The sequence below is a fragment of the Streptomyces sp. NPDC033270 genome (assembly GCF_055576575.1).
In genome coordinates this window covers 112379-130827 of the sequence record NZ_JBVIRA010000004.1, presented here as the reverse complement: position 1 = coordinate 130827, position 18449 = coordinate 112379, and the positions used below count along the sequence as shown (strand labels likewise).

At 73.2% G+C, this 18449-nt stretch carries 11 protein-coding genes and 1 pseudogene; 7 read left to right on the top strand and 5 right to left on the bottom strand.

All coding sequences use genetic code 11. The annotated features are described in order from the left end of the window. Positions 1-86: 86 nt before the first annotated feature. Positions 87-269: pseudogene (locus ACZ5XZ_RS08685) on the bottom strand (Lrp/AsnC family transcriptional regulator); the annotation flags it as partial. Between the two features lie 175 nt (positions 270-444). Next, a complete protein-coding gene (locus ACZ5XZ_RS08680) occupies positions 445-1911 on the bottom strand; it encodes an amidohydrolase family protein (protein WP_468975499.1) in 1467 nt (488 codons plus the stop codon). Between the two features lie 345 nt (positions 1912-2256). Here ACZ5XZ_RS08680 and ACZ5XZ_RS08675 point away from each other — a divergent pair, with 345 nt between their 5' ends. From ACZ5XZ_RS08675 to ACZ5XZ_RS08655, 5 genes are all read left to right on the top strand, one after another. Further along, positions 2257-3144, top strand: a complete 888-nt coding sequence (locus ACZ5XZ_RS08675) for an ATP-grasp domain-containing protein (RefSeq protein WP_468975497.1) — start codon at positions 2257-2259, stop codon at positions 3142-3144. Further along, positions 3141-4040 (top strand): ATP-grasp domain-containing protein, encoded by a 900-nt coding sequence (locus ACZ5XZ_RS08670; RefSeq protein WP_468975495.1) that lies wholly within the window; start codon positions 3141-3143, stop codon positions 4038-4040. Before ACZ5XZ_RS08675 ends, ACZ5XZ_RS08670 begins: the two co-directional genes overlap by 4 nt. A 90-nt stretch (positions 4041-4130) precedes the next feature. Then, positions 4131-6365 carry a family 2 encapsulin nanocompartment cargo protein terpene cyclase gene (locus ACZ5XZ_RS08665; RefSeq protein WP_468975493.1) on the top strand — a complete coding sequence of 745 codons (2235 nt, stop codon included), beginning with the start codon at positions 4131-4133 and terminating at the stop codon, positions 6363-6365. A 203-nt stretch (positions 6366-6568) separates the two neighbouring features. Then, positions 6569-8704 (top strand): nuclease-related domain-containing DEAD/DEAH box helicase, encoded by a 2136-nt coding sequence (locus ACZ5XZ_RS08660; protein WP_468975491.1) that lies wholly within the window; start codon positions 6569-6571, stop codon positions 8702-8704. A 38-nt stretch (positions 8705-8742) separates the two neighbouring features. Further along, positions 8743-9675, top strand: coding sequence for a chitin-binding protein (locus tag ACZ5XZ_RS08655; protein WP_468975489.1), 933 nt, complete (start codon positions 8743-8745; stop codon positions 9673-9675). A gap of 67 nt (positions 9676-9742) precedes the next feature. Here ACZ5XZ_RS08655 and ACZ5XZ_RS08650 read toward each other — a convergent pair whose 3' ends face one another. Continuing rightward, positions 9743-10234: a MarR family winged helix-turn-helix transcriptional regulator gene (locus ACZ5XZ_RS08650; RefSeq protein ID WP_468975487.1), complete on the bottom strand. Its 492-nt coding sequence runs from the start codon at positions 10232-10234 to the stop codon at positions 9743-9745. 31 nt (positions 10235-10265) lie between these two features. Further along, the gene (locus ACZ5XZ_RS08645; RefSeq protein ID WP_468975485.1) at positions 10266-11387 is read right to left on the bottom strand and encodes an Lrp/AsnC family transcriptional regulator; all 1122 of its coding nucleotides are present in this window, start codon (positions 11385-11387) and stop codon (positions 10266-10268) included. Between the two features lie 165 nt (positions 11388-11552). Between ACZ5XZ_RS08645 and ACZ5XZ_RS08640 the strand changes: the two genes are divergently transcribed. Further along, positions 11553-13028: an MFS transporter gene (locus tag ACZ5XZ_RS08640; RefSeq protein ID WP_468975483.1), complete on the top strand. Its 1476-nt coding sequence runs from the start codon at positions 11553-11555 to the stop codon at positions 13026-13028. A gap of 488 nt (positions 13029-13516) precedes the next feature. Continuing rightward, positions 13517-15517 carry an ABC transporter ATP-binding protein gene (locus ACZ5XZ_RS08635; protein WP_468975481.1) on the top strand — a complete coding sequence of 667 codons (2001 nt, stop codon included), beginning with the start codon at positions 13517-13519 and terminating at the stop codon, positions 15515-15517. Here the strand turns inward: ACZ5XZ_RS08635 and ACZ5XZ_RS08630 are convergent. Then, the gene (locus tag ACZ5XZ_RS08630) at positions 15477-18245 is read right to left on the bottom strand and encodes a SpoIIE family protein phosphatase (protein WP_468975480.1); all 2769 of its coding nucleotides are present in this window, start codon (positions 18243-18245) and stop codon (positions 15477-15479) included. The two genes, ACZ5XZ_RS08635 and ACZ5XZ_RS08630, sit on opposite strands and share 41 nt — an antisense overlap. Between the last annotated feature and the right edge of the window lie 204 nt (positions 18246-18449).

Here is an 18449-nt window from a genome sequence, read left to right as displayed (position 1 = left end):
ACGTTGGAAATCAGCCGCCCCCCCCCCCCCCCCCCCCACTCCCCCTCCCCCCCCCCCCCCCCCCCCCCCCCCCCCCCCCCCCCCCCCACGGTCGCGCTGAACCCCGTGATCACGTTGTTCTCCCGCAGCCGGTCCACCCGCCGCTTGACCGCCGTGGACGACAGCCCGACCGCCGCCCCGATCTCCGCGAAGCTGGCCCGTGCGTTGTCGATCAGCGCCGCCATGATCTTGCGGTCGAGGTCGTCGAAGGACGCGGCCTTGCTGGTCACTGAAACCTCCCGATCCATCCCGGTCCCGCACCGGCGCGGGCGCCTCACGCTAGCGGTACCAGGCGCGGTGACGAGGCATCCCCCGTCGGGTACGGCAATCCCGTAACGCCGACATCGATGCAGGTCACTCGGGGTGGCGTGGCTTCGCGGCAAGGCCGCTCCCCCAGGGCCGGCGCTACGTCGGCTCCACCCGTTGGAGCTTGGCGCGGCGTACGACCTCCGGGCCCACCTTCGCCGCGCGGGCGACCAGGGCAGGGCCGTCCCAGTCCGGCGGCCAGCCCTGCCACAGGCGCAGCTTGCCGCCCACGACGACCGCGGCGATCTGGTCGCGGTTCGCCAGGCGGACGAGTTCCCAGCGCAGGTCGTAGGAGGGCGTGAGCTCGGGGACGCGGAGGTTCACGACGAGGAAGTCGGCGGCCTTGCCGACCGCGATCTGGCCGGTCACCTTGCCCAGCCCGAGCGCATCGGCGCTGCGTGCGGTCGCGTGCTCCAGCCACAGCCGCCCGGCCCCGCACACCGAGTCGCCCTCGGCCATGCCGTACGCCAGCCGCTGCGCGCTCTCCCCCGCGTCGAGCAGCCGGAAGCCGTCGCCGCGGGTCCCGTCGGTGCCCATGCCGAACCGCACGCCCATCGCGGCCAGCATGGTCGCCTGCGCGACGCCGTTGCCCTTCCAGGCGCTGGCCACCGGGTTGTAGCTGATCGCGGCACCGGAGTCGGCCAGCAGCCGCACCTCCGCGGGGGTCAGCAGGGTGGCGTGCGCGCCCAGGGTGTGCGGGCCCAGTGCGCCGATATGGTGCAGATGGCCGAGGGGGCGCCGGCCGACGCTCTTCAACGAGCGCTCCACGGAGGCGAGATGCTCGTTGACGTGCACCTGTAGCACCGCGCCGGCCTCGGCGCACAGGTCCGCGGTCTTCTTGATGACCTCCGCGGGCGCGTCCTCGGGGACGGCGATCGCCAGCGAGGGGTGGATGAGCGGATGCCCGTCCCACCGCGCCAGGTGCTCCGGACCGCCCGTCCCGCTGGAGACGATCTTCGACAGTACGCAGCGGATCCCGGCCTCCTCCGTGCCCCTGGCCACCGCCCGGACATCGACGGGCGCACGGGTCCCGGCGTCGGCGACGGTGGTGAAGCCGCCGCGCAGCGCCTCCAACGCGGCCAGTTTCGCCGACAGATAGGCGCTCTCCTCGTCCAGCGCGTGCTCCAGCGGCTCCCAGATCGTCTTGAAGATCTCCGACGGCTGGCCGAACGACTGGGCCTTGCCGAAGCTCTGGGTCAGATGGTGGTGCGCGTCCACGAAGCCCGGCATCAGCAAGTGGCCGTCCAGGCGCACCGGCTCAAGGCCGGGGTGCGCGGCGACGAGCTGTTCGGCCGGCCCGATCGCGCGGAACTTCCCGCCGTCCACGAGCACCGCCCGGCCGTGCACCGGCCCGTCCGGCAGGAGCAGCACCTCGGGTACGAGCAACTGCCGTGTGCCGCGGAAGTGCGCGGGCCGCGGACCGCCGCCCGGTCCGTACTTCGCCGCGTCGTCGTCCCGGGTCGCGGCCTGCGCCGTGTCCGCACCGCCGACGCCGGACGCGCCGATGAATCCGCCCACACCGGCCAGAAACCCGCGCCGGCCGTAGCCGCTTCGCTGTTCGTTCACCAACCCGCTCGCCTGCTTCCCGTACTTCGTTACTCGCATACCGCTCGTCGATGCGTCCCCGGGGTGGCCTGACCCTAGGACCGCCCGGGAAGCGGAACAAGGGTTCCGGCATACGGGATTTGAAAATCGGGGGAGTGGGTGGCGGAAGTCGTGCGGGTGCCTGCCGCACCCCTGGTCAGGGCGTACGGGCGGGACGTGCGAGGTGGCGTAATGCGGCAGAAACGTCAGTCGGAGCCGGGCGCGTGGGCCACCCGGCTCGTCCGGTTGGTCACGTGGGATCCTGGTACGTCGTGGATCTGCCGGACGGACGGTGGACGGACGTGCGGCGAGGACGAGGATGCCCCGATGAGACTCTGCTTCCTGGTGGAGGAGCAGTACCGCGACGACGGCATGCCGCTGGACGTGATCCGCCAACTCGGCGTCTGGGGCCACCAGGTGGACGTGCTGCGGCCCGGCAGTTCACTGATCCCGCTGTCCCGGGCGGTGCAGGCGGGCAGCCATGACGCCTGGGTCCTCAAGACCGTCTCCGGCGGTCCGGGGCTGTCCCTGCTCGAAGCCGCCGCCTCCGTCGGGCTGACGACGGTGAACGACGTCCGGGCCATCCGGGGCGTACGGGACAAGGCGCTGGCCGCGGTGATCGCCCGCGGCAGCGGGCTGCCGGTCCCGGTGACGTATGCGGCGGCCCGGGCGGCGGACTTCGCGGAGATACCCGAGGCCGAGTACCCGCTCGTGGTCAAGCCGGCCGACGGCAGCTCGGGGCGCGCCGTCCGGCTGGTCGAGACGCCGGACCGGCTGACCGGCCCGGGCGCCGGGCCGGCCGACGGCGGCCTGCTCATCGCCCAGCCCTACGTCCCCAACTCCGGTTCCGACCTCAAGGTCTACTGCGTCGCCGGTGAGCTGTACGCGACCGAGCGGTGCTCACCGCTGCACCCCGGCCGCGCCGTACGGGAACGTCAGGTCCCGCTCACCCCCGAGGTCGCCCGGATCGCTCAGGAGGTCGGCGCGGTCTTCGGCCTCGACCTGTACGGCGTCGACGTGCTGATGGGGCCGGCCGGGCCGGTGGTCGTCGACATCAACGACTTCCCCAGCTTCCGCCAGGTGCCGGACGCCGTCGCCCGGGTGTCCGCCGCCATCGTGCGGCTCGCCCGTGAGGGGTCCGGGCGGCCGGTGGTCCCTCCGGCGAGGGTCTCCTCGGCCGCGGCCCCGCTGGCGGCGATCGGCGGCGACCGGTGAGGGTCGGCCTGATCACCGCCGATCCGCGGCACCCGCTGCTGGCCGCGGTCACCGCACTGCTGACGCCGCATCACCAGGTGGCACACCTGGGCGCCGGGGAGGAGGCCCACGGCGGCGACCGGGACGCGCCGCCGCCCGACGTCTGCCTCCTCAAGGCGCGTACGCCGCGGGCCCTGGCCTTGGCCGCCCGCCTGGAGGAGCGCGGTGTGCCGGTGATCAACTCCAGGGCGGCGACGGCGCGTTGCCAGGACCGGGTGGCGATGGCGGAGCTGGCGCGCGCGGCCGGGCTGCCGTTCGCCCGGACCGCCCTCGTGCCCACGCTGGGGCAGCTGGCCGCCGCCGGGGAGCCGGCCACCCCGCTGGTGATCAAGAGTCGGCACAGCCGGCGCCATGACCTGGTGGCGCGGGCCGACAGCGCCCGGCAGCTGCGACAGCTCGCCGCCGACTGGCCCGAAGAGCCGGTGGTCGTCCAGGAGTTCACCGCGAACAGCGGCTGGGACCGCAAGCTGTGGGTGGTCGACGGGCGGCTCTTCGCCGCGCTGCGCCGCTCGGAGCTGGCCCCCGGCGGCCGGGGACCGACCAGGCCGCTGCCACTGGACGAACTCCCCGCGGGCTGGGCCGAGTCCGCCCTGCGGGTCGGCGAGGTCTTCGGCCTGGAGGTCTACGGCGTGGACCTGCTCGACGCCGGCGCGGGCCGGCCCGTCATCGTCGACGTCAACGCCTTCCCCGGTATCCGCGGCCAGGCCGGCGCCCCGGAGGCGCTGGCGGCGCTCACCCTCCGTGCCGCGGCGCGAACCGGAAGGAGAGCGCCAGAGGTGAGCGCGAAACGATCATCCGCGGAAGGTGATCGAACGCAAGCGGCGCCGAGACGGAACCTCCCGCTCCACAAGGACTGACGCACCGACACCCGGGGTAGCGCTGGCCCCGTCAGGGGGGCGTGCTGCGCCGCGCCTTCCTTCCGTACGTATGGGGAGAGGCCAGCAACGGTGACACAGCCATTCGAACTGCCCAACTTCTATACGCCCTATCCGGCGCGGCTGAACCCGCATCTGGAGGCGGCGCGTACGCACTCCCGGAAGTGGGCCCGCGACATGGGGATGCTGGAGGGCTCGGGCATCTGGGAGCAGAAGGACCTCGACGCCCACGACTACGCCCTGCTGTGCGCGTACACCCACCCGGACTGCGACGCGGACGCGCTCTCGCTGGTGACCGACTGGTACGTCTGGGTCTTCTTCTTCGACGACCACTTCCTGGAGAGGTTCAAGCGGACGCTGGACCGGGAGGGCGGCAAGGAGTACCTCGACCGGCTGCCCGCCTTCATGCCGATGGACGACTCCGCGGCCGTACCCGAGCCGGTCAACCCGGTCGAGGCGGGCCTGGCCGACCTGTGGGCGCGCACCGTGCCGCACATGTCGATGGACTGGCGCAGGCGGTTCGCCGAGAGCACCGAGCATCTGCTCAACGAATCGCTGTGGGAACTGTCCAACATCAACATCCACCGGGTGCCCAACCCCGTCGAGTACATCGAGATGCGCCGCAAGGTCGGCGGCGCCCCCTGGTCGGCGGGCCTGGTGGAGTACGCGACCGGGGCCGAGGTCCCGGCGGCCGTCGCCGGATCCCGGCCGCTGCGGGTGCTCAAGGACACCTTCTCCGACGGCGTCCACCTGCGCAACGACCTGTTCTCCTACCAGCGGGAGACGGAGGAGGAGGGCGAGCTGAGCAACGGCGTCCTGGTGCTGGAGACGTTCTTGGACTGCACCACCCAGGAGGCCGCCGACTCCGTCAACGACCTGATTACCTCGCGGCTCCAGCAGTTCGAGAACACGGTGGTCGTGGAGCTGCCCGCGCTGTTCCTGGAGGAGGGCCTGGACCCGAAGTCGTGCGCGGACGTGCTGGCGTACGCCAAGGGCCTGCAGGACTGGCAGTCCGGCGGCCACGAGTGGCACATGCGCTCCAGCCGCTACATGAACGGCGGCGGCGCGGCGGCCGGTTCGGGGGCGCCCTGGTCGCCGTTCTCCGCCGGTGGGCTGGGCACCTCGGCGGCGGACCTCAAGACCGCGCTGACCACGGCGGCCGCACACCGCCTGCGCAGCTACACCCACGTCCCGCACGAAGAGGTCGGGCCGTCCCGCATCCCCGACATCCACATGCCGTTCACCACCACCCTCAGCCCGCACCTGGAGGGCGCCCGCCGCCGGCTCATCGACTGGGCGCACCGGATGGGCATCCTCCAGCCGCAGCCCGGTGTGCCGCTCTCCGACGTCTGGGACGAGCCCGCGATCATCCGCTACGACCTGCCGCTGTGCGCGGCCGGCATCCACCCCGACGCCACGCCGGAGCAACTCGACCTGACCTCCGGCTGGCTGGCCTGGGGCACCTACGCGGACGACTACTACCCGCAGGTCTTCGGCCGCCCCCGCGACATCGCCGCCGCCAAGGTCTGCACCGAGCGGCTGTCGGCCTTCATGCCGCTCGACCTGGGCGCCACCCTGGAGCCGGTCAACGCCCTCGAACGCAGCCTTTTGGACCTGTGGACGCGTACCGCCGGGCCGATGACCCCGGAAGCCCGCGAGGCGTTCCGCGCGGCCGTCGACAAGATGACCGCCAGCTGGCTCTGGGAGATCGACAACCAGGTCCAGAACCGCATCCCCGACCCGGTCGACTACATCGAGATGCGCCGCGCCACCTTCGGCTCCGACCTCACCATGGCCCTCAGCCGCATCGGCCACGGGCGGCAGGTCCCCCCGGAGATCTACCGCACCGGCACGCTGCGCTCACTGGAGAACTCCGCCGCCGACTTCGCCTGCCTTTTGAACGACGTCTTCTCCTACCAGAAGGAGATCGAGTACGAGGGCGAGGTCCACAACGGCATCCTGGTCGTCCAGACCTTCTTCGACTGCGACTACCCGACCGCGCTGGCCATCGTCCACGACCTCATGGCCTCCCGTATGCGCGAGTTCCAGCACGTCGCCGCCAAGGAACTCCCCGTCGTCTACGACGACTTCGCGCTCTCCGCCGAGGCCCGCGCGGCGCTCGACGGCTATGTGCGCGAGCTGGAGCACTGGATGGCCGGCATCCTCATCTGGCACCGGGACTGCCTGCGCTACGTCGAGCCCGAGCTGCGCCATCCGCCGGGCTCCCCGGGCTGGCTGGGCGCGCCGTCGGGGCTGGGGACGTCGGCGGCCCGGCTCTTCAGGCACTCCCTCGCCGGTGCCGGATAGGCCGTCGGACCGCGCCGGAGCGACGGGGCCCGCACCGCGCCGGACCGGCCGGGCGCCAGGCCGTCGGGCCCGTAGGTCCACCGCCTACGGGCCCCCAGGCCATGCCCCCTGTGCTCCTCCCGTGCGCACTACCGCGTCATGTGCCCCCGACCTATGGTTCATGGCCCCCGCGGGTGCGGGGGCCGGCGGTGAGGGGGCGAGCGATGGCAGCAGCGGGTGTGGCGGGCGGTTCGGCGGGCGGGTCGGCCTCCCGGCGGGCGCAGGAAGCCCGCAGGCAGGAGCGCGTGTTACGCGAGCAGTGGCGGGCGGCCCGGCAGCAGGCCGAACGCTGGGAGGCGGCGAGCGAGGGGGAGCGGCGGGTCGCCGCGCAGCTGCTGATGCTGACCGAGCGCGGCTGGCGGCTGCTGGTCGACCGGCGCTGGCCGGGCACCCGCGCGGCCAATGTGGACATGCTGCTGATCGGCCCCGGCGGCGTCTTCGTCATCGACGTCAAGAACTGGCGGGCCGCGCCCGAGCCTTCGGGCGGACGGCTGCGGGCCGGCGGGTTCTCCCGCGACGAGCACCGGCGCAAACTGCTCGCGGTCACCAAGGCCGCCGAGGTCGCGGTGGCGTCCCTGGGGATGTCCCCGGTGGCGGTGCGTCCGCTGATGGCCTTCGCCGGGCAGCGGGTCGACGCCGAACTGGGCCGGGTACGGCTGCTGGGCGAGCACGAGATCGGCCCCGCGCTGCTGTCGGAGCGCACCCGGCTGCCCGCGGCCTCGGTCCGCGCCCTGGCCGAGCATCTGGGGCGGGTCTTCCCCGAGTACGAGGACCCGGCCGGCAACGGGCCCGCCCGCACCGCGGCCCGCCCGCCCGAGCCCGAGGCCGACGGCCTCTTCGACCTCGACGGGCTCCGCGAGGCCGCGCTGGACGAGGCCCGCCGGGCCCCCATCGAGCAGTGGATGAGCTTCCTGGACCCCGACCAGCTCGCACTGGTACGCCGCAACTGGGCCGGCCCCGCCCGGATCAGCGGCCCGGCCGGCACCGGCAAGACGGTGGTGGGGCTGCACCGCGCGGCCCACCTCGCCCAGCGCACCGGCGGCCGCGTCCTGTACGCCACCTTCGCCAACAACCTGCCCCGAGTGCAGGCCACCTTCCTCAAGGCCATGGCTCCGGCGGTCGCCGACCGGATCGACTTCCGCAGCCTGCACTCCTGGGCACAGGAGTACCTCCACGGCCGCGGCGTGACCGTCCGCCTGCACCGGGACAAGGCCGAGACGGCCTTCAGCCTCGCCTGGAAGCACGTCGGCCGGGACAGCTGCCTGGCCGAGATCGACCCACTGCCCCGCTACTGGCGGGAGGAGATCGACTACGTCATCAAGGGCCGCGGCATCACCTCCTTCGACGAGTACGCCGCGCTCGCCCGCCGTCGCCGCCGGGCCGCCCTGCGCCGCCCGCACCGGCAGGCCGTCTGGGCCCTGTACGAGGCGTACGAGGCCGAGCGCACCGAGCGCGCGGTGCACGACTTCAACGACGTGCTCTCCCTCGCGCTCGCGGAGGCGGCCGGCCGCACCCACCACTGCGGGTACACGGCCGTCGTCGTGGACGAGGTCCAGGACCTCACGCTCGTCGGGGTACGCCTGCTGCACGCCCTGGTCGGCGACAGCTCCAACGGACTGCTGCTCATCGGCGACGGGCAGCAGTCGGTCTACCCCGGCGGGTTCCGGCTCTCCGACGCCGGCATCGACATCCGCGGCGACCGCGGGCAGGTGCTGCGCGCCAACTACCGCAACAGCAAGGAGATCGTGGACACCGCGCTCTCCGTGGTCGCCGAGGACGCCTTCGAGGACCTCGACGGGCTGCGCACACCGGGCCGCCGGGACGTGGACCTGACCTACCATCACGGCCAGGTGCAGCGCGCCGTACTGCCCACCGTGGCCGGACACGACCGGGCGCTGCTCGCCGCCCTGCACGCCCTGACCCCGCAGGAACTGGCCGACTCCGCCGTCCTGTGCTCCTCCCAGCGCGCCATCGAGCGCTACCTGCGCCTGCTCACCCGCGCGGGCATCGGGGTCTGCCCGCTGGAGCAGTACGACGGGAACCCGTCCGAAGGGGTGAAGCTCGGCAGCTACCGCCGCGCCAAGGGCCTCGAATTCAAGCGCGTCTACCTGCCCCGTTACGACGCCGCCCTGCCACCCGAGACCAAGCAGGACGCCGTGGGCGCCGGCGCCGAAACGGCCCGCGAGCGCGGGGAACTGGCCCGCAGTCAGCTCTTTGTGGCGATGACCAGGGCGCGGGATGTGCTGTGGCTGGGAAGCGTCACGGGGGCCGGGGGTGAATATCCGATTCGTGGTGAATAGTCCCATATGATATGTGGAACCTTCCGGCCATGCGACATATGACTGCTTTGCTTGGCGCGGCGGCAATCACCGGGACGGCGCTCGCCGCGTTCGCCCCCCTCCGTGCGCAGGCCACCACCGGCACCATCACCTTCCACATGCGCCCGCACAACAAGCAGTACGAGATCCTCGACCCGGGTGACGACCACTGCTACGGCCTCGGGCAGGGGGGCGGCGAGGTGGGCAACGAAACCCCCCTCGACCTCATCCTGTGGTCCTCCCGCGACTGCACCGGCAAGGCGATGGCCGTGGTCCCGGCCGGCGAGTGGGCCCGCTTCGCGCGGTACGGAAGCCTGCAGCTCGACCCGGACAGCGCCCCGGAGCCGGACCCGCGCGATGACGAGGACCCGTCCTACGAGGACCCGCGTGACTCGGGCGACCCGTCGGACTCCGGGGACCCGCGTGACTCCGGGGACCCGCGCGATTCCGGCGACCCGTCGGACTCCGGGGACTCGTCGTACTCCCCGGACCCGCGCGATTCCGGCGACCCGTCCGACGCCCCGGACCCGTCCCGCTCGCCGGACCCGCGTGACTCCGCGGACCCGCGTGACCCGGCGGATCACTCCCACGCCCCGGACCCGTCCCGCTCCCCGGACCCGCGTGACTCCGCGGACCCGCGGGACCCGGCGCATCCCTCGGGCACCCCGGCTCCCGCCAAGTCCCCGGACCCCGCGCGTTCTCCTGCGCCCGCCAAGTCGCCGGCGCCCGCCAAGTCCCCTGCGCCCGCCAAGTCCCCGGCTCCGGCCAAGTCCCCGGCTCCGGCCGGAGTTCAGGACCCCGTGAACTCCCCGGACCGGGGCGACTTCCCGGCGCCCGCGCGCACCCCGGCGGCCGCCAAGTCCCCGGCCGCCAAGCCGACGCCCTCCAGTGCGCCGGCCAGGCCGAGCAACCGCCCCAGAGTGGTCGGCCGACCCTCCGGCGACACGCCCTAGGGGCAGATGCCGCCCGGGAGCCCGTCTCCCCGCCCTCCGGCCCACGGAGTTCGGGGAGACGGGCTCTTCAGCTCTGTACCTCGCGGACCCAGGCCGTGAGTCCGGCGAGGAAGCCGGCCCGGTCGCCGGGGGAGAGTCCGTCCAGCGCGCGCAGCAGCGGCTCGGTGCGCCGGGCGATGAAGGTTTCCAGCGAGGGGCGGTGGGCCTCGGACAGCGACACCAGGATGCGGCGGCGATTCGTCGGGTCCTCGGCGCGCTCCACGATCCCGGCCCGGCTCAGGGCGCCCACCAGCTCGCTGGCGGTGGGCAGCGACACATGCAGCCGCCGGGCGATCTCGCCGACGGTCAGCGGCTCCCCGGCCAGCAGCTGCGGGAGCACCGCGCCGTGACGCGGCGTCAGCCCGTGTGCCTCCATGGCGTCGCGCAGGGGTGCCGGCATGAGGTCGCGCACCGCCGAGCCGCGGAAGAACGGCTCCAGCAGCGGCACGAGGCCGGTGATCCGGAGCTCGTCGGGGGTCGGCCTCCGGGGCGGCTCCCCGGCCTCGGGCGTCTGCGGCATGCTGCGAGTGTAGATGGTTCAGGTATTCAAACTATTGGGACAACCGAAAGGAGGCCGGGGGAGCGAGCGGGCCCGCCCCCTTGAGGGTGCGCAGGACGGGCGCGGTCTCCAGGGTGCGGATCGCGGTGCGGTTGCCCAGGCGGTGGGTGAGGTAGTGGTGCAGGGCCGCGGGCCCGGGGCACAGGGCGTGCGCGACCAGGTTCGTGGGGCCGGTGGTGGCGGCGACGAAGGCCAGCTCGTCGTGCCGGGCGAGGTCGGTGGCGACCTGGTCGAGGTGGGTGGGAGCCACGGTCATCCAGAGCAGGGCCTGCGTGGTGGCGCCGTATGGCGCGTCGTCGACCTCGACGTCGAAGAAGAGCGTGCCGGTCGCCCGTAGAGCGGTGAGGCGGCGCGCGACGGTGGCCGGGGACCAGCCGGTGGCCGCGGCCAGTTCGGCCTGGCCGGTCCGGCCGTCCCGCTGGAGCGCGGTCAGCAGGCGGTGGTCGCCGTCGGTCAACTCCACTGCGGGGATGGGGAGTTGGCCGCCGCCATGGTTCTCCCGGTTCTCCCGGTTCTCCCGGTTCTCCCGGTTCTCCCGGTTCTCCCGGTTCTCCCGGTTCTCCCGGTTCTCCCGGTCGTCCCGACCGTCCTGGCCGGTGTTCCCCTCGTCGTCCAGCCCTGTGTGGGGCGCCAGTTGGCGCCGCTGGGCCTCGTCCAGGACGTTGGCGCGGCCGCGCCAGGCGGTGGGGCCGCCGAGGTAGGTGTGCAGCAGGTAGTGGGCGGAGACCGCGGTGATGCCGGCGGTGCGCGGGATGTCGTGCAGCAGCAGTGAGTGCCCGGCGGCATCGGCCGGGGTGTGCACGACCGCGATGATCTCGGTGCCGCCGGAGGCGAGTTTCACCCAGGAGGTGTCCGCGCGCCTGGCCAGCGCCCAGGCGAGGTCCTGGGCGCTGTGCGGGGCGGCGGTGAGCCGCACCAGCCACTGCGCCCGGCCCGCGCGGTGCGGATCGGCGAGTCCGACGACCCGCAGCCCGGCCGCCGCGCGCAGCCGCCGGTAGCGGCGGGCCACGGTCTGGGTCGACACCCCGAGCACCGCGGCGATCCGGCTGAACGGCGCCCGCCCGTCGAGGTGCAGCGCGTGCACCAGCCCGCGGTCGACGTCGTCCAGCCGCACGGCCGCACCTTCAGGGACCCGCTCGATGGATGGATCCTTCACCAGCCCGGCTCCGATGGAAAAGATCGGCGATCTCCACGCCGTAGGTGGAATCCCACCGTACGCGCCCGCAGGCTCTCCCGTGCGCTCCGCCGCATCCCTCGCACCCGCTGAACGGAGGCCCCCATGCCCGCTCGCCGACGCTGGGCCGCCCTGGTGATCCTGCTGATCGCCGAGGCCATGAATCTGCTCGATTCCACGATCATGACGGTCACCGCCCCGGTGATCCATGCCGACCTCGGCGGGCCCGCCTCCGCCATCCCCTGGTTCAGCGCCGCCTACACGCTGCCGTTCGCGGTGCTGCTGATCACCGGCGGCCGGCTGGGCGACATCGCCGGACGCAAGCGGGTGTTCCGGATCGGGATCGCCGGGTTCGTGGCCGCCTCGGTGGCCTGTGCGCTGGCCACCTCGCCGGCGCTGCTGATCACCGCGCGGGCCGCCCAGGGTGCCGCGGCGGCGCTCGTCATCCCGCAGACCATCGGTCTGATCCGGAGCATGTTCGACGGCGACGAACTGGCCAGGGCCATGGGCAGCATCGGCCCGGTCATGGGCCTGGCCGCGGTCTGCGGTCCGGTGCTCGCGGGCGTCGTGACGCACGCCGATCTGCTCGGCTCCTCCTGGCGGGCGGTGTTCTTCGTCAACGTCCCGCTCGGCCTGGGGGTGCTCGCCGCGACGCCCCTCCTGCGGGAGGACCGCTCCGCGCGGCGGCCGCGCCTCGACCTCGCGGGCACCGCGCTGGCGGTCCTCGGCATGGGCCTGACCGTCCACCCGCTCATCGACGGCGGTCCGGCCTGGGGATCGCCCCGGCCCTGGGCCGTGCTGGCCACCGGTCTCGCCGTCCTGGCGGTCTTCGGCGCCCACCAGCGCCGCCGCAGCGCGCGGGGCCGCAGCGCGCTGGTCGAGGCCGGGCTCTTCCGGGACCGCGGTTTCCCGGCCGCGCTGGCCGCCTCCGTGCTCTTCTTCGCGGTGATCAACGGCCTGATGATGGTGATCGTGCTGCAGCTCCAACTCGGGCCGCACACCGATGTCCGGTCCGCGGGTCTCACCCTGCTGCCGTGGTCGTGCGCGATGGCGGTGTCCTCCTGGATCGCGGGCGCGCGCCTGGTGCCCCGCTACGGCGCACGCGTGATGTTCGCCGGGCTGGCCGCCCTGCTCGTGGGCACCCTGGCTGCCACCGCGGTCTACGTGGCCGGTGCGGCGACGTCCTACCCGTGGCCGCTGCCGGCCGCGCTGGCCGCCTGCGGCCTGGGGCAGGGGCTGTTCGCCGTCGCGTTCTTCACCACCGCCCTGCACCGGGTCCGCCCGCACGAGACGGGCTCGGCGGCCGGGTTGCTCAACGCCGCCCAGCAACTCGGCGGCACGCTCGGCGTCGCGCTGCTCGGCGCGGTCTTCTTCCACGCCATCGGCGCATCCGGCGCCGCCACCGGCACATCGGCCGCGGACGCCGCGCTGCTCGGCGCCCGCGACGCCTTCTGCGCCGCCGTGGTGGCGCTCGCCGCCACCGGCGCCGCAGCGGTGCTGATGCACCGGCCTCGGCGCGGTCCGGAGCCGGCGGAGCGCCGCGACCGGACCGTCAAGTCCCGTGCCGGCTACGGAGGGTGATAGTTGCCTGGTGAGGGCCGCCTCGCTCAAACGCGAGGCCGCATTCGGAGCGTCACCCGCAGGCACGTTGTGTGGTAATGAAAAGAATTTCGGCTTATGTCTGAAATTTCACGCATTTTTCCTTGTTGGTGGCAGGTTGGCGTCGTAGCTTGGGAGTTGACGGACCTGAAAAACGGCTCGTCAGCAAGGAACCCAACCGAGGAGGAAGCATGAGCTTCCGGAACGTCTTCCCACGTAGGCGCGACAGGTGCGACTGGGACGACCACGGCAGGGGCCGCGGCCGTCGGCGGTTCCGCCGCAGGCACGGTCGCAGGCTCCGTAGGCGCCGTTACTTCGGCTACTACGACTAAGTCAAAGCTCTGAGCTCGAGGCTGGCTCGCGTGACACGCGAGTCCGCCTCGTGTGTATAGGGGCACCCCGCGGCACTCCAACCGGGGGCGTGCCCGCCCGATCGGCCCTCCCGAGCAGCCCGAGATGACGTAGCGACCATGCATCTGCGCAGCTCCCGCCGGCGAACGGCACCCGATCAAGCGCCGACGCCGCCGCCCCAACAAGGCTCCGGAACACCGCCCGTTGGCCAGGGCCAAGGCCTTGGGCGAGGCCTGTGGGCGGCGCAGGCGGATCCCACGATCCGCACCAGGCGCGTCGGCCTCAAGGAATCGATCCGCCGCTTCTGGCCGCTGACCAGAGGCGACCGCCGCTGGATCTTCCTGGTCTGCCTGGCCGCCATCGCGGCCGCGGCCACCGAGACCGTGGCGATCCTGGTCTTCGCCCAACTCACCGACAACGCCCTGCAGAAGGGCTCGGTCAGCGCCTTCTGGCAGCCCGCCGGGGTGTGGCTCGGCGTCGCCGTCATCGGCGCGGTGGTGGCCTACCTCGGCAACTCGCTCGCGGCCTGGACCGCCGAGCGTTTCGTGATGCGCCTGAGGGCCCGGGTCTTCGCCCATCTGCAGAAGCTGCCGCCGCACTTCTTCCAGCGCAACCGCCGCGGCGACCTGCTGGAGCGGATGACCGGCGATGTCGACGCCATCGAGGAACTGGTGGTCTCCGGTCTCGTGCAGGCCGCCGCGGCCCTGTTCGGCATCGTCTTCTACGCCGGCGCCGCCCTCTGGCTGCGCTGGGAGCTGGCGCTGGCCACGTTCCTGCTGGCCCCGCTGTTCTTGTACGCCACACAACGCTTCACCAGCCGGGTGAAGGAGATCTCCCGCCGGGAGCGCGCCGCCGACGGCGCCATCACCTCGGTCGTCGAAGAGGGCCTGGTGAACGTCGTGATGACCCAGGCCTACAACCGGCAGCACGACGAGGAGCAGCGCCTCCAGCGCCGGGCGGACAACTGGTTCAGGGCCTCGGTGAGCAGCGCCCGCCTCAACGGCCTCTACGACCAGATCGTGGAGCTGCTCGAAACCCTCTGCGTGCTGGCGATCATCGGCCTCGGGGCGTGGGAGATCTCCGCGGGCCGGATGACCCTCGGACAGCTGCTGGCCTTCGCCGCCTTCGTCGGCTACCTCTACCCGCCGATCCGCTCCCTGGGCCAGCTCGGCCTGACGGCCACCGAAGCCACCGCCGGTTCCGAGCGCCTGCTGGAGATCCTCGACGCCCGCCCCGCCGTCAGCGACCCGCCGCCGTCCCTGGCCGCCCCGCCGCGCTTCGACCGCGCCATCGGGGAGGTGGAGGCGCGGGGGGTCGACTTCCACTACCCGGGAAGCACCGAGGACGTCCTGCACGACTTCTCCTTCACCGCGGTCCCCGGCGAACTGCTGGTCATCACCGGACCGAGTGGCGCGGGCAAGTCGACCCTGGCGGCGCTGCTGCTGAGGTTCTACGACCCCGACAGCGGCAGCATCCGGCTGGACGACGTGCCCGTGGACCAGATGCCGCTGGCCCAGCTCCGCCGCAACATCACGCTCCTGCCGCAGGACACCCTCGTCCTGCACGACACCGTGGAGGAGAACATCGCCTGCGGGCTCGTCCACACCCACGTCTCCCACGACGAGGTCGTACGCGCCGCCCGCGCGGCCGACGCCCACGGTTTCATCAGCGCCCTCCCGGACGGCTACGACACCGTCATCGCCCCCGGTACCGCCCGCCTCTCCGGCGGCCAGCTGCAGCGCGTCGCGATCGCCCGCGCCATGCTGCGCGACGCCCCGGTACTCGTCCTCGACGAGCCCACCACCGGCCTGGACGTGCTGGCCACCCAGCGCATCCTCGGCCCGGTGCGGCGCCTCGCCGAGGGCCGCACCGCGATCGTGATCAGCCACGACCTGGACCTCGCCGCGGAAGCCGACCGCATCCTCGTCCTGGACGGCGGGCGGCTGGTGGAGTCGGGCACCCACCCCCAACTCCTGGAACGGCACGGCCTGTACGACACGCTCTTCCACGCCCATCCCCCCGCCCGCACCCACAACGGCGCCCCGAGCCGTGCCGCCGGCCGACCGAGGCCCGGCCCGGTCAGAGAAGAGGCCGGTCAAGGGCCTGCTCGGCCCAGATGATCTTGCCCTCGGGGGTGTAGCGGGTGCCCCAGCGCAGGGCGAGCTGGGCGACGAGGAACAGACCACGGCCCCCTTCGTCCTCCGCGGCGGCGTAGCGCAGGTGCGGGGCGGTGCTGCTGGTGTCGGAGACCTCGCAGATCAGGGTGGAGTCGAGCAGCAGACGCACCCGGATCGGGCCGGTGGCGTGCCGGATGGCGTTGGTGATCAGCTCGCTGACGATGAGCTCGGTGGTGAAGGCCGCCTCCGCCAGGCCCCACCGCGTCAGCTGCCGGGTGATCTCCGCGCGCGCGTCGGCCACCGCCGCCGGGTCGGAGGGGACGTCCAGGTTCGCGATGCGCTCGGGGGCCAGCCGGTGGGTGCGTGCGACGAGCAGGGCGATGTCGTCGCGCTGGCGGTCCGGCAGCAGGGCGCCCAGCACGGCCTCGCACGTCTCGTGCGGCGTCCGGCCCGGCTGCGCCAGCGCCGTGGCCAGCAGCTGCAGCCCGGTGTCGATGTCCCGCTTGCGGTCCTCGACGAGACCGTCGGTGTACAGCACGAGGCTGCTGCCCTCGGGCAGCACCAGGTCCGTGGACTCGAAGGGCAGCACGCTGAGGCCGAGCGGCAGACCGGCGGGCAGCTCGGGGAACTCCACGGTGCCGTCGGGACGGACCAGCGCCGGCAGGAGGTGGCCGGCGCGGGACAGGCTGCACACACCGGAGGAGGGGTCGTAGATCGCGTACAGGCAGGTGGCGCCCGCGACCATGGCGTCCTCGTTCGCCGCGGCCGCCTCCTGGTCGATGCGGTTGATCAACTCGTCCAGGTGGTTGAGCAGCTCGTCGGGCGGCAGGTCGAGGGTGGAGAAGTTCTGCACCGCGGTGCGCAGCCGGCCCATCGTGGCGGCCGCGTGCAGACCGTGACCGACCACGTCGCCGACGACCAGCGCGACCCGGGCGCCCGGCAGCGGGATGACGTCGAACCAGTCGCCGCCCACCCCGGTCTGCGCGGGCAGATAGCGGTGGGCGATGTCGAGGGCGTTCTGCTCGGGCAGACCGCGGGGGAGCAGGCTGTGCTGCAGCGTGACGGCCAGGGCGTGCTCGCGGGTGAAGCGCCGGGCGTTGTCGATGCACACGGCGGCCCGGGCCGCCATCTCCTCGGCCAGGGACAGCTCGCTCTCCTCGAAGGGGGTGCTCTCCCGGGTGCGCCAGAAGTTGGCGACCCCCATGAGCACCCCGCGCGCCTGGAGCGGCACGGTGATCAGCGACTGGCACCCATGGCTCAGCACCAGCTGGAAGCGCTCGGTGTCCTGGTCGCGCCAGTGGTCGGCGACCCGCAGATCCGGTACGAGCACGGACTGCCCGGTCACGAAGACCATGGCCATCGGAGTCGTCCCGGCGAACCTGTGCAGCTCGCCCGCCGGGTAGAGGGGGTGGTCGTCGCGGATCCCGGCGAGTGCCACCCGGCGCAGCTCCGGAGCCTCCTGATACGCCCCCTGCGGCGGCTCCTCGCCGCTCAGCACCGGCTCGGCCAGATCGACGGTGACGTAGTCGGCGAAGCGGCCCACGGCGACCTGGGTCAGCTCCTCGGCGGTGCGCCGCACATCCAGGGTGGTGCCGATCGCCACGCTCGCGTCGTACAGCAGCCGCAGACGGCTCTGGGCGGCCTCGGCCTTCCCCGCGAGGGCGAGCAGCTCGGTGGAGTCCCGCAGCGTGGCCACACTGCCGGGCGGGCCCCCGCGGCGGTCGGTGGACCGGTTGTTCACCGCCAGCAGCCGGTCCCCGACCTGGAACACCTCGTCGGTGACCGCGCGCCGGGACGTCAGCAGGTCGGCCACCTGGGGGGCGAGCCCCAGGTCGTCGACCTGGCGCCCCTCCGCGTCGGGCGCCAGGTCGAGCAGCCGGCGCGCCTCGTCGTTCGCCAGCAGGACGCACCCGTCCGCGTCGACGATGAGTACGCCCTCGCGCACGGCGTGCAACACCGCGTCGTGGTGCTCGTACATGCGGGTCATCTCCGCCGGTCCGAGCCCGTGGGTCTGGCGCTGCAACCGCCGGCTCACCAGCGCGGTGCCGGCCGTGGCCAGGCCCAGCGCCGCCGCCCCGGTGCCGAGGACGACCGGCAGCTGCCGGTCGATCGCGCTGCTCACACGGCTGACCCGCATACCGGCCGACACCAACGCCACCACCTTGCCGCGCGCGTCCCTGACCGGCACCACCGCCTGCACCTCGTGGCCGAGCGGGCCGTTGACGCTCTCCAGCGTGACCTTGCCGGCGAGCGACGGCTTGATGGTGCCCACGAAACGCTTGCCGATCAGCTCCGGCCGGGGGTGGGTGTAGCGGATGCCGTCCCGGTTCATGACGACGATGAAGTCGAGCCCGCCCCGTTTGCGGGCGGACTCCGTCCGCGGCTGGAGCACCGCCGACGGGTGCTTCCCGTCCAGCGTCTCCACCAGGCCGGGGCTGTGCGCGAAGGCCTCGGCCGCCGCCAGCGAACGATCGCGCGCCCCCTGGAACCGGTCGCTGCGGGCCTGCACCAGCAGCGTGATCACCGCGGCCACGACGAGCAGCAGCACGATCAGGACCTGCAGCAGGAACAGCTGACCGGCGACGCTGTGGACACTGGCCAGCGGCCGCGGGCGCCGTCCTGGCGATCCCGGCGAGGCGGCACGCCGTGCACGCCGACTGCGGCCCGGGCGCCGACCGGTGAACCAGCGCCCCGAAGGCAGCCACGGGAAGCGGCCGGAATTTCGGGCCATGTCCCATATGTACCGCTCGTTTGGCACCTCCGACACACACCACGCCGGGGTATCGGATGACTGTACGACGGGACCCGGCCACACTGACCCGCCTGGCGGGGCCGAGGGGGGTGCTGAGGGGGCCGGGGGCGTGGGGAGGGGCGGGTCCGCTTCCACGCCCCTCAGGTGGCCCAGGTGGTGACCCGGGTGCCGCAGGCGGACGAG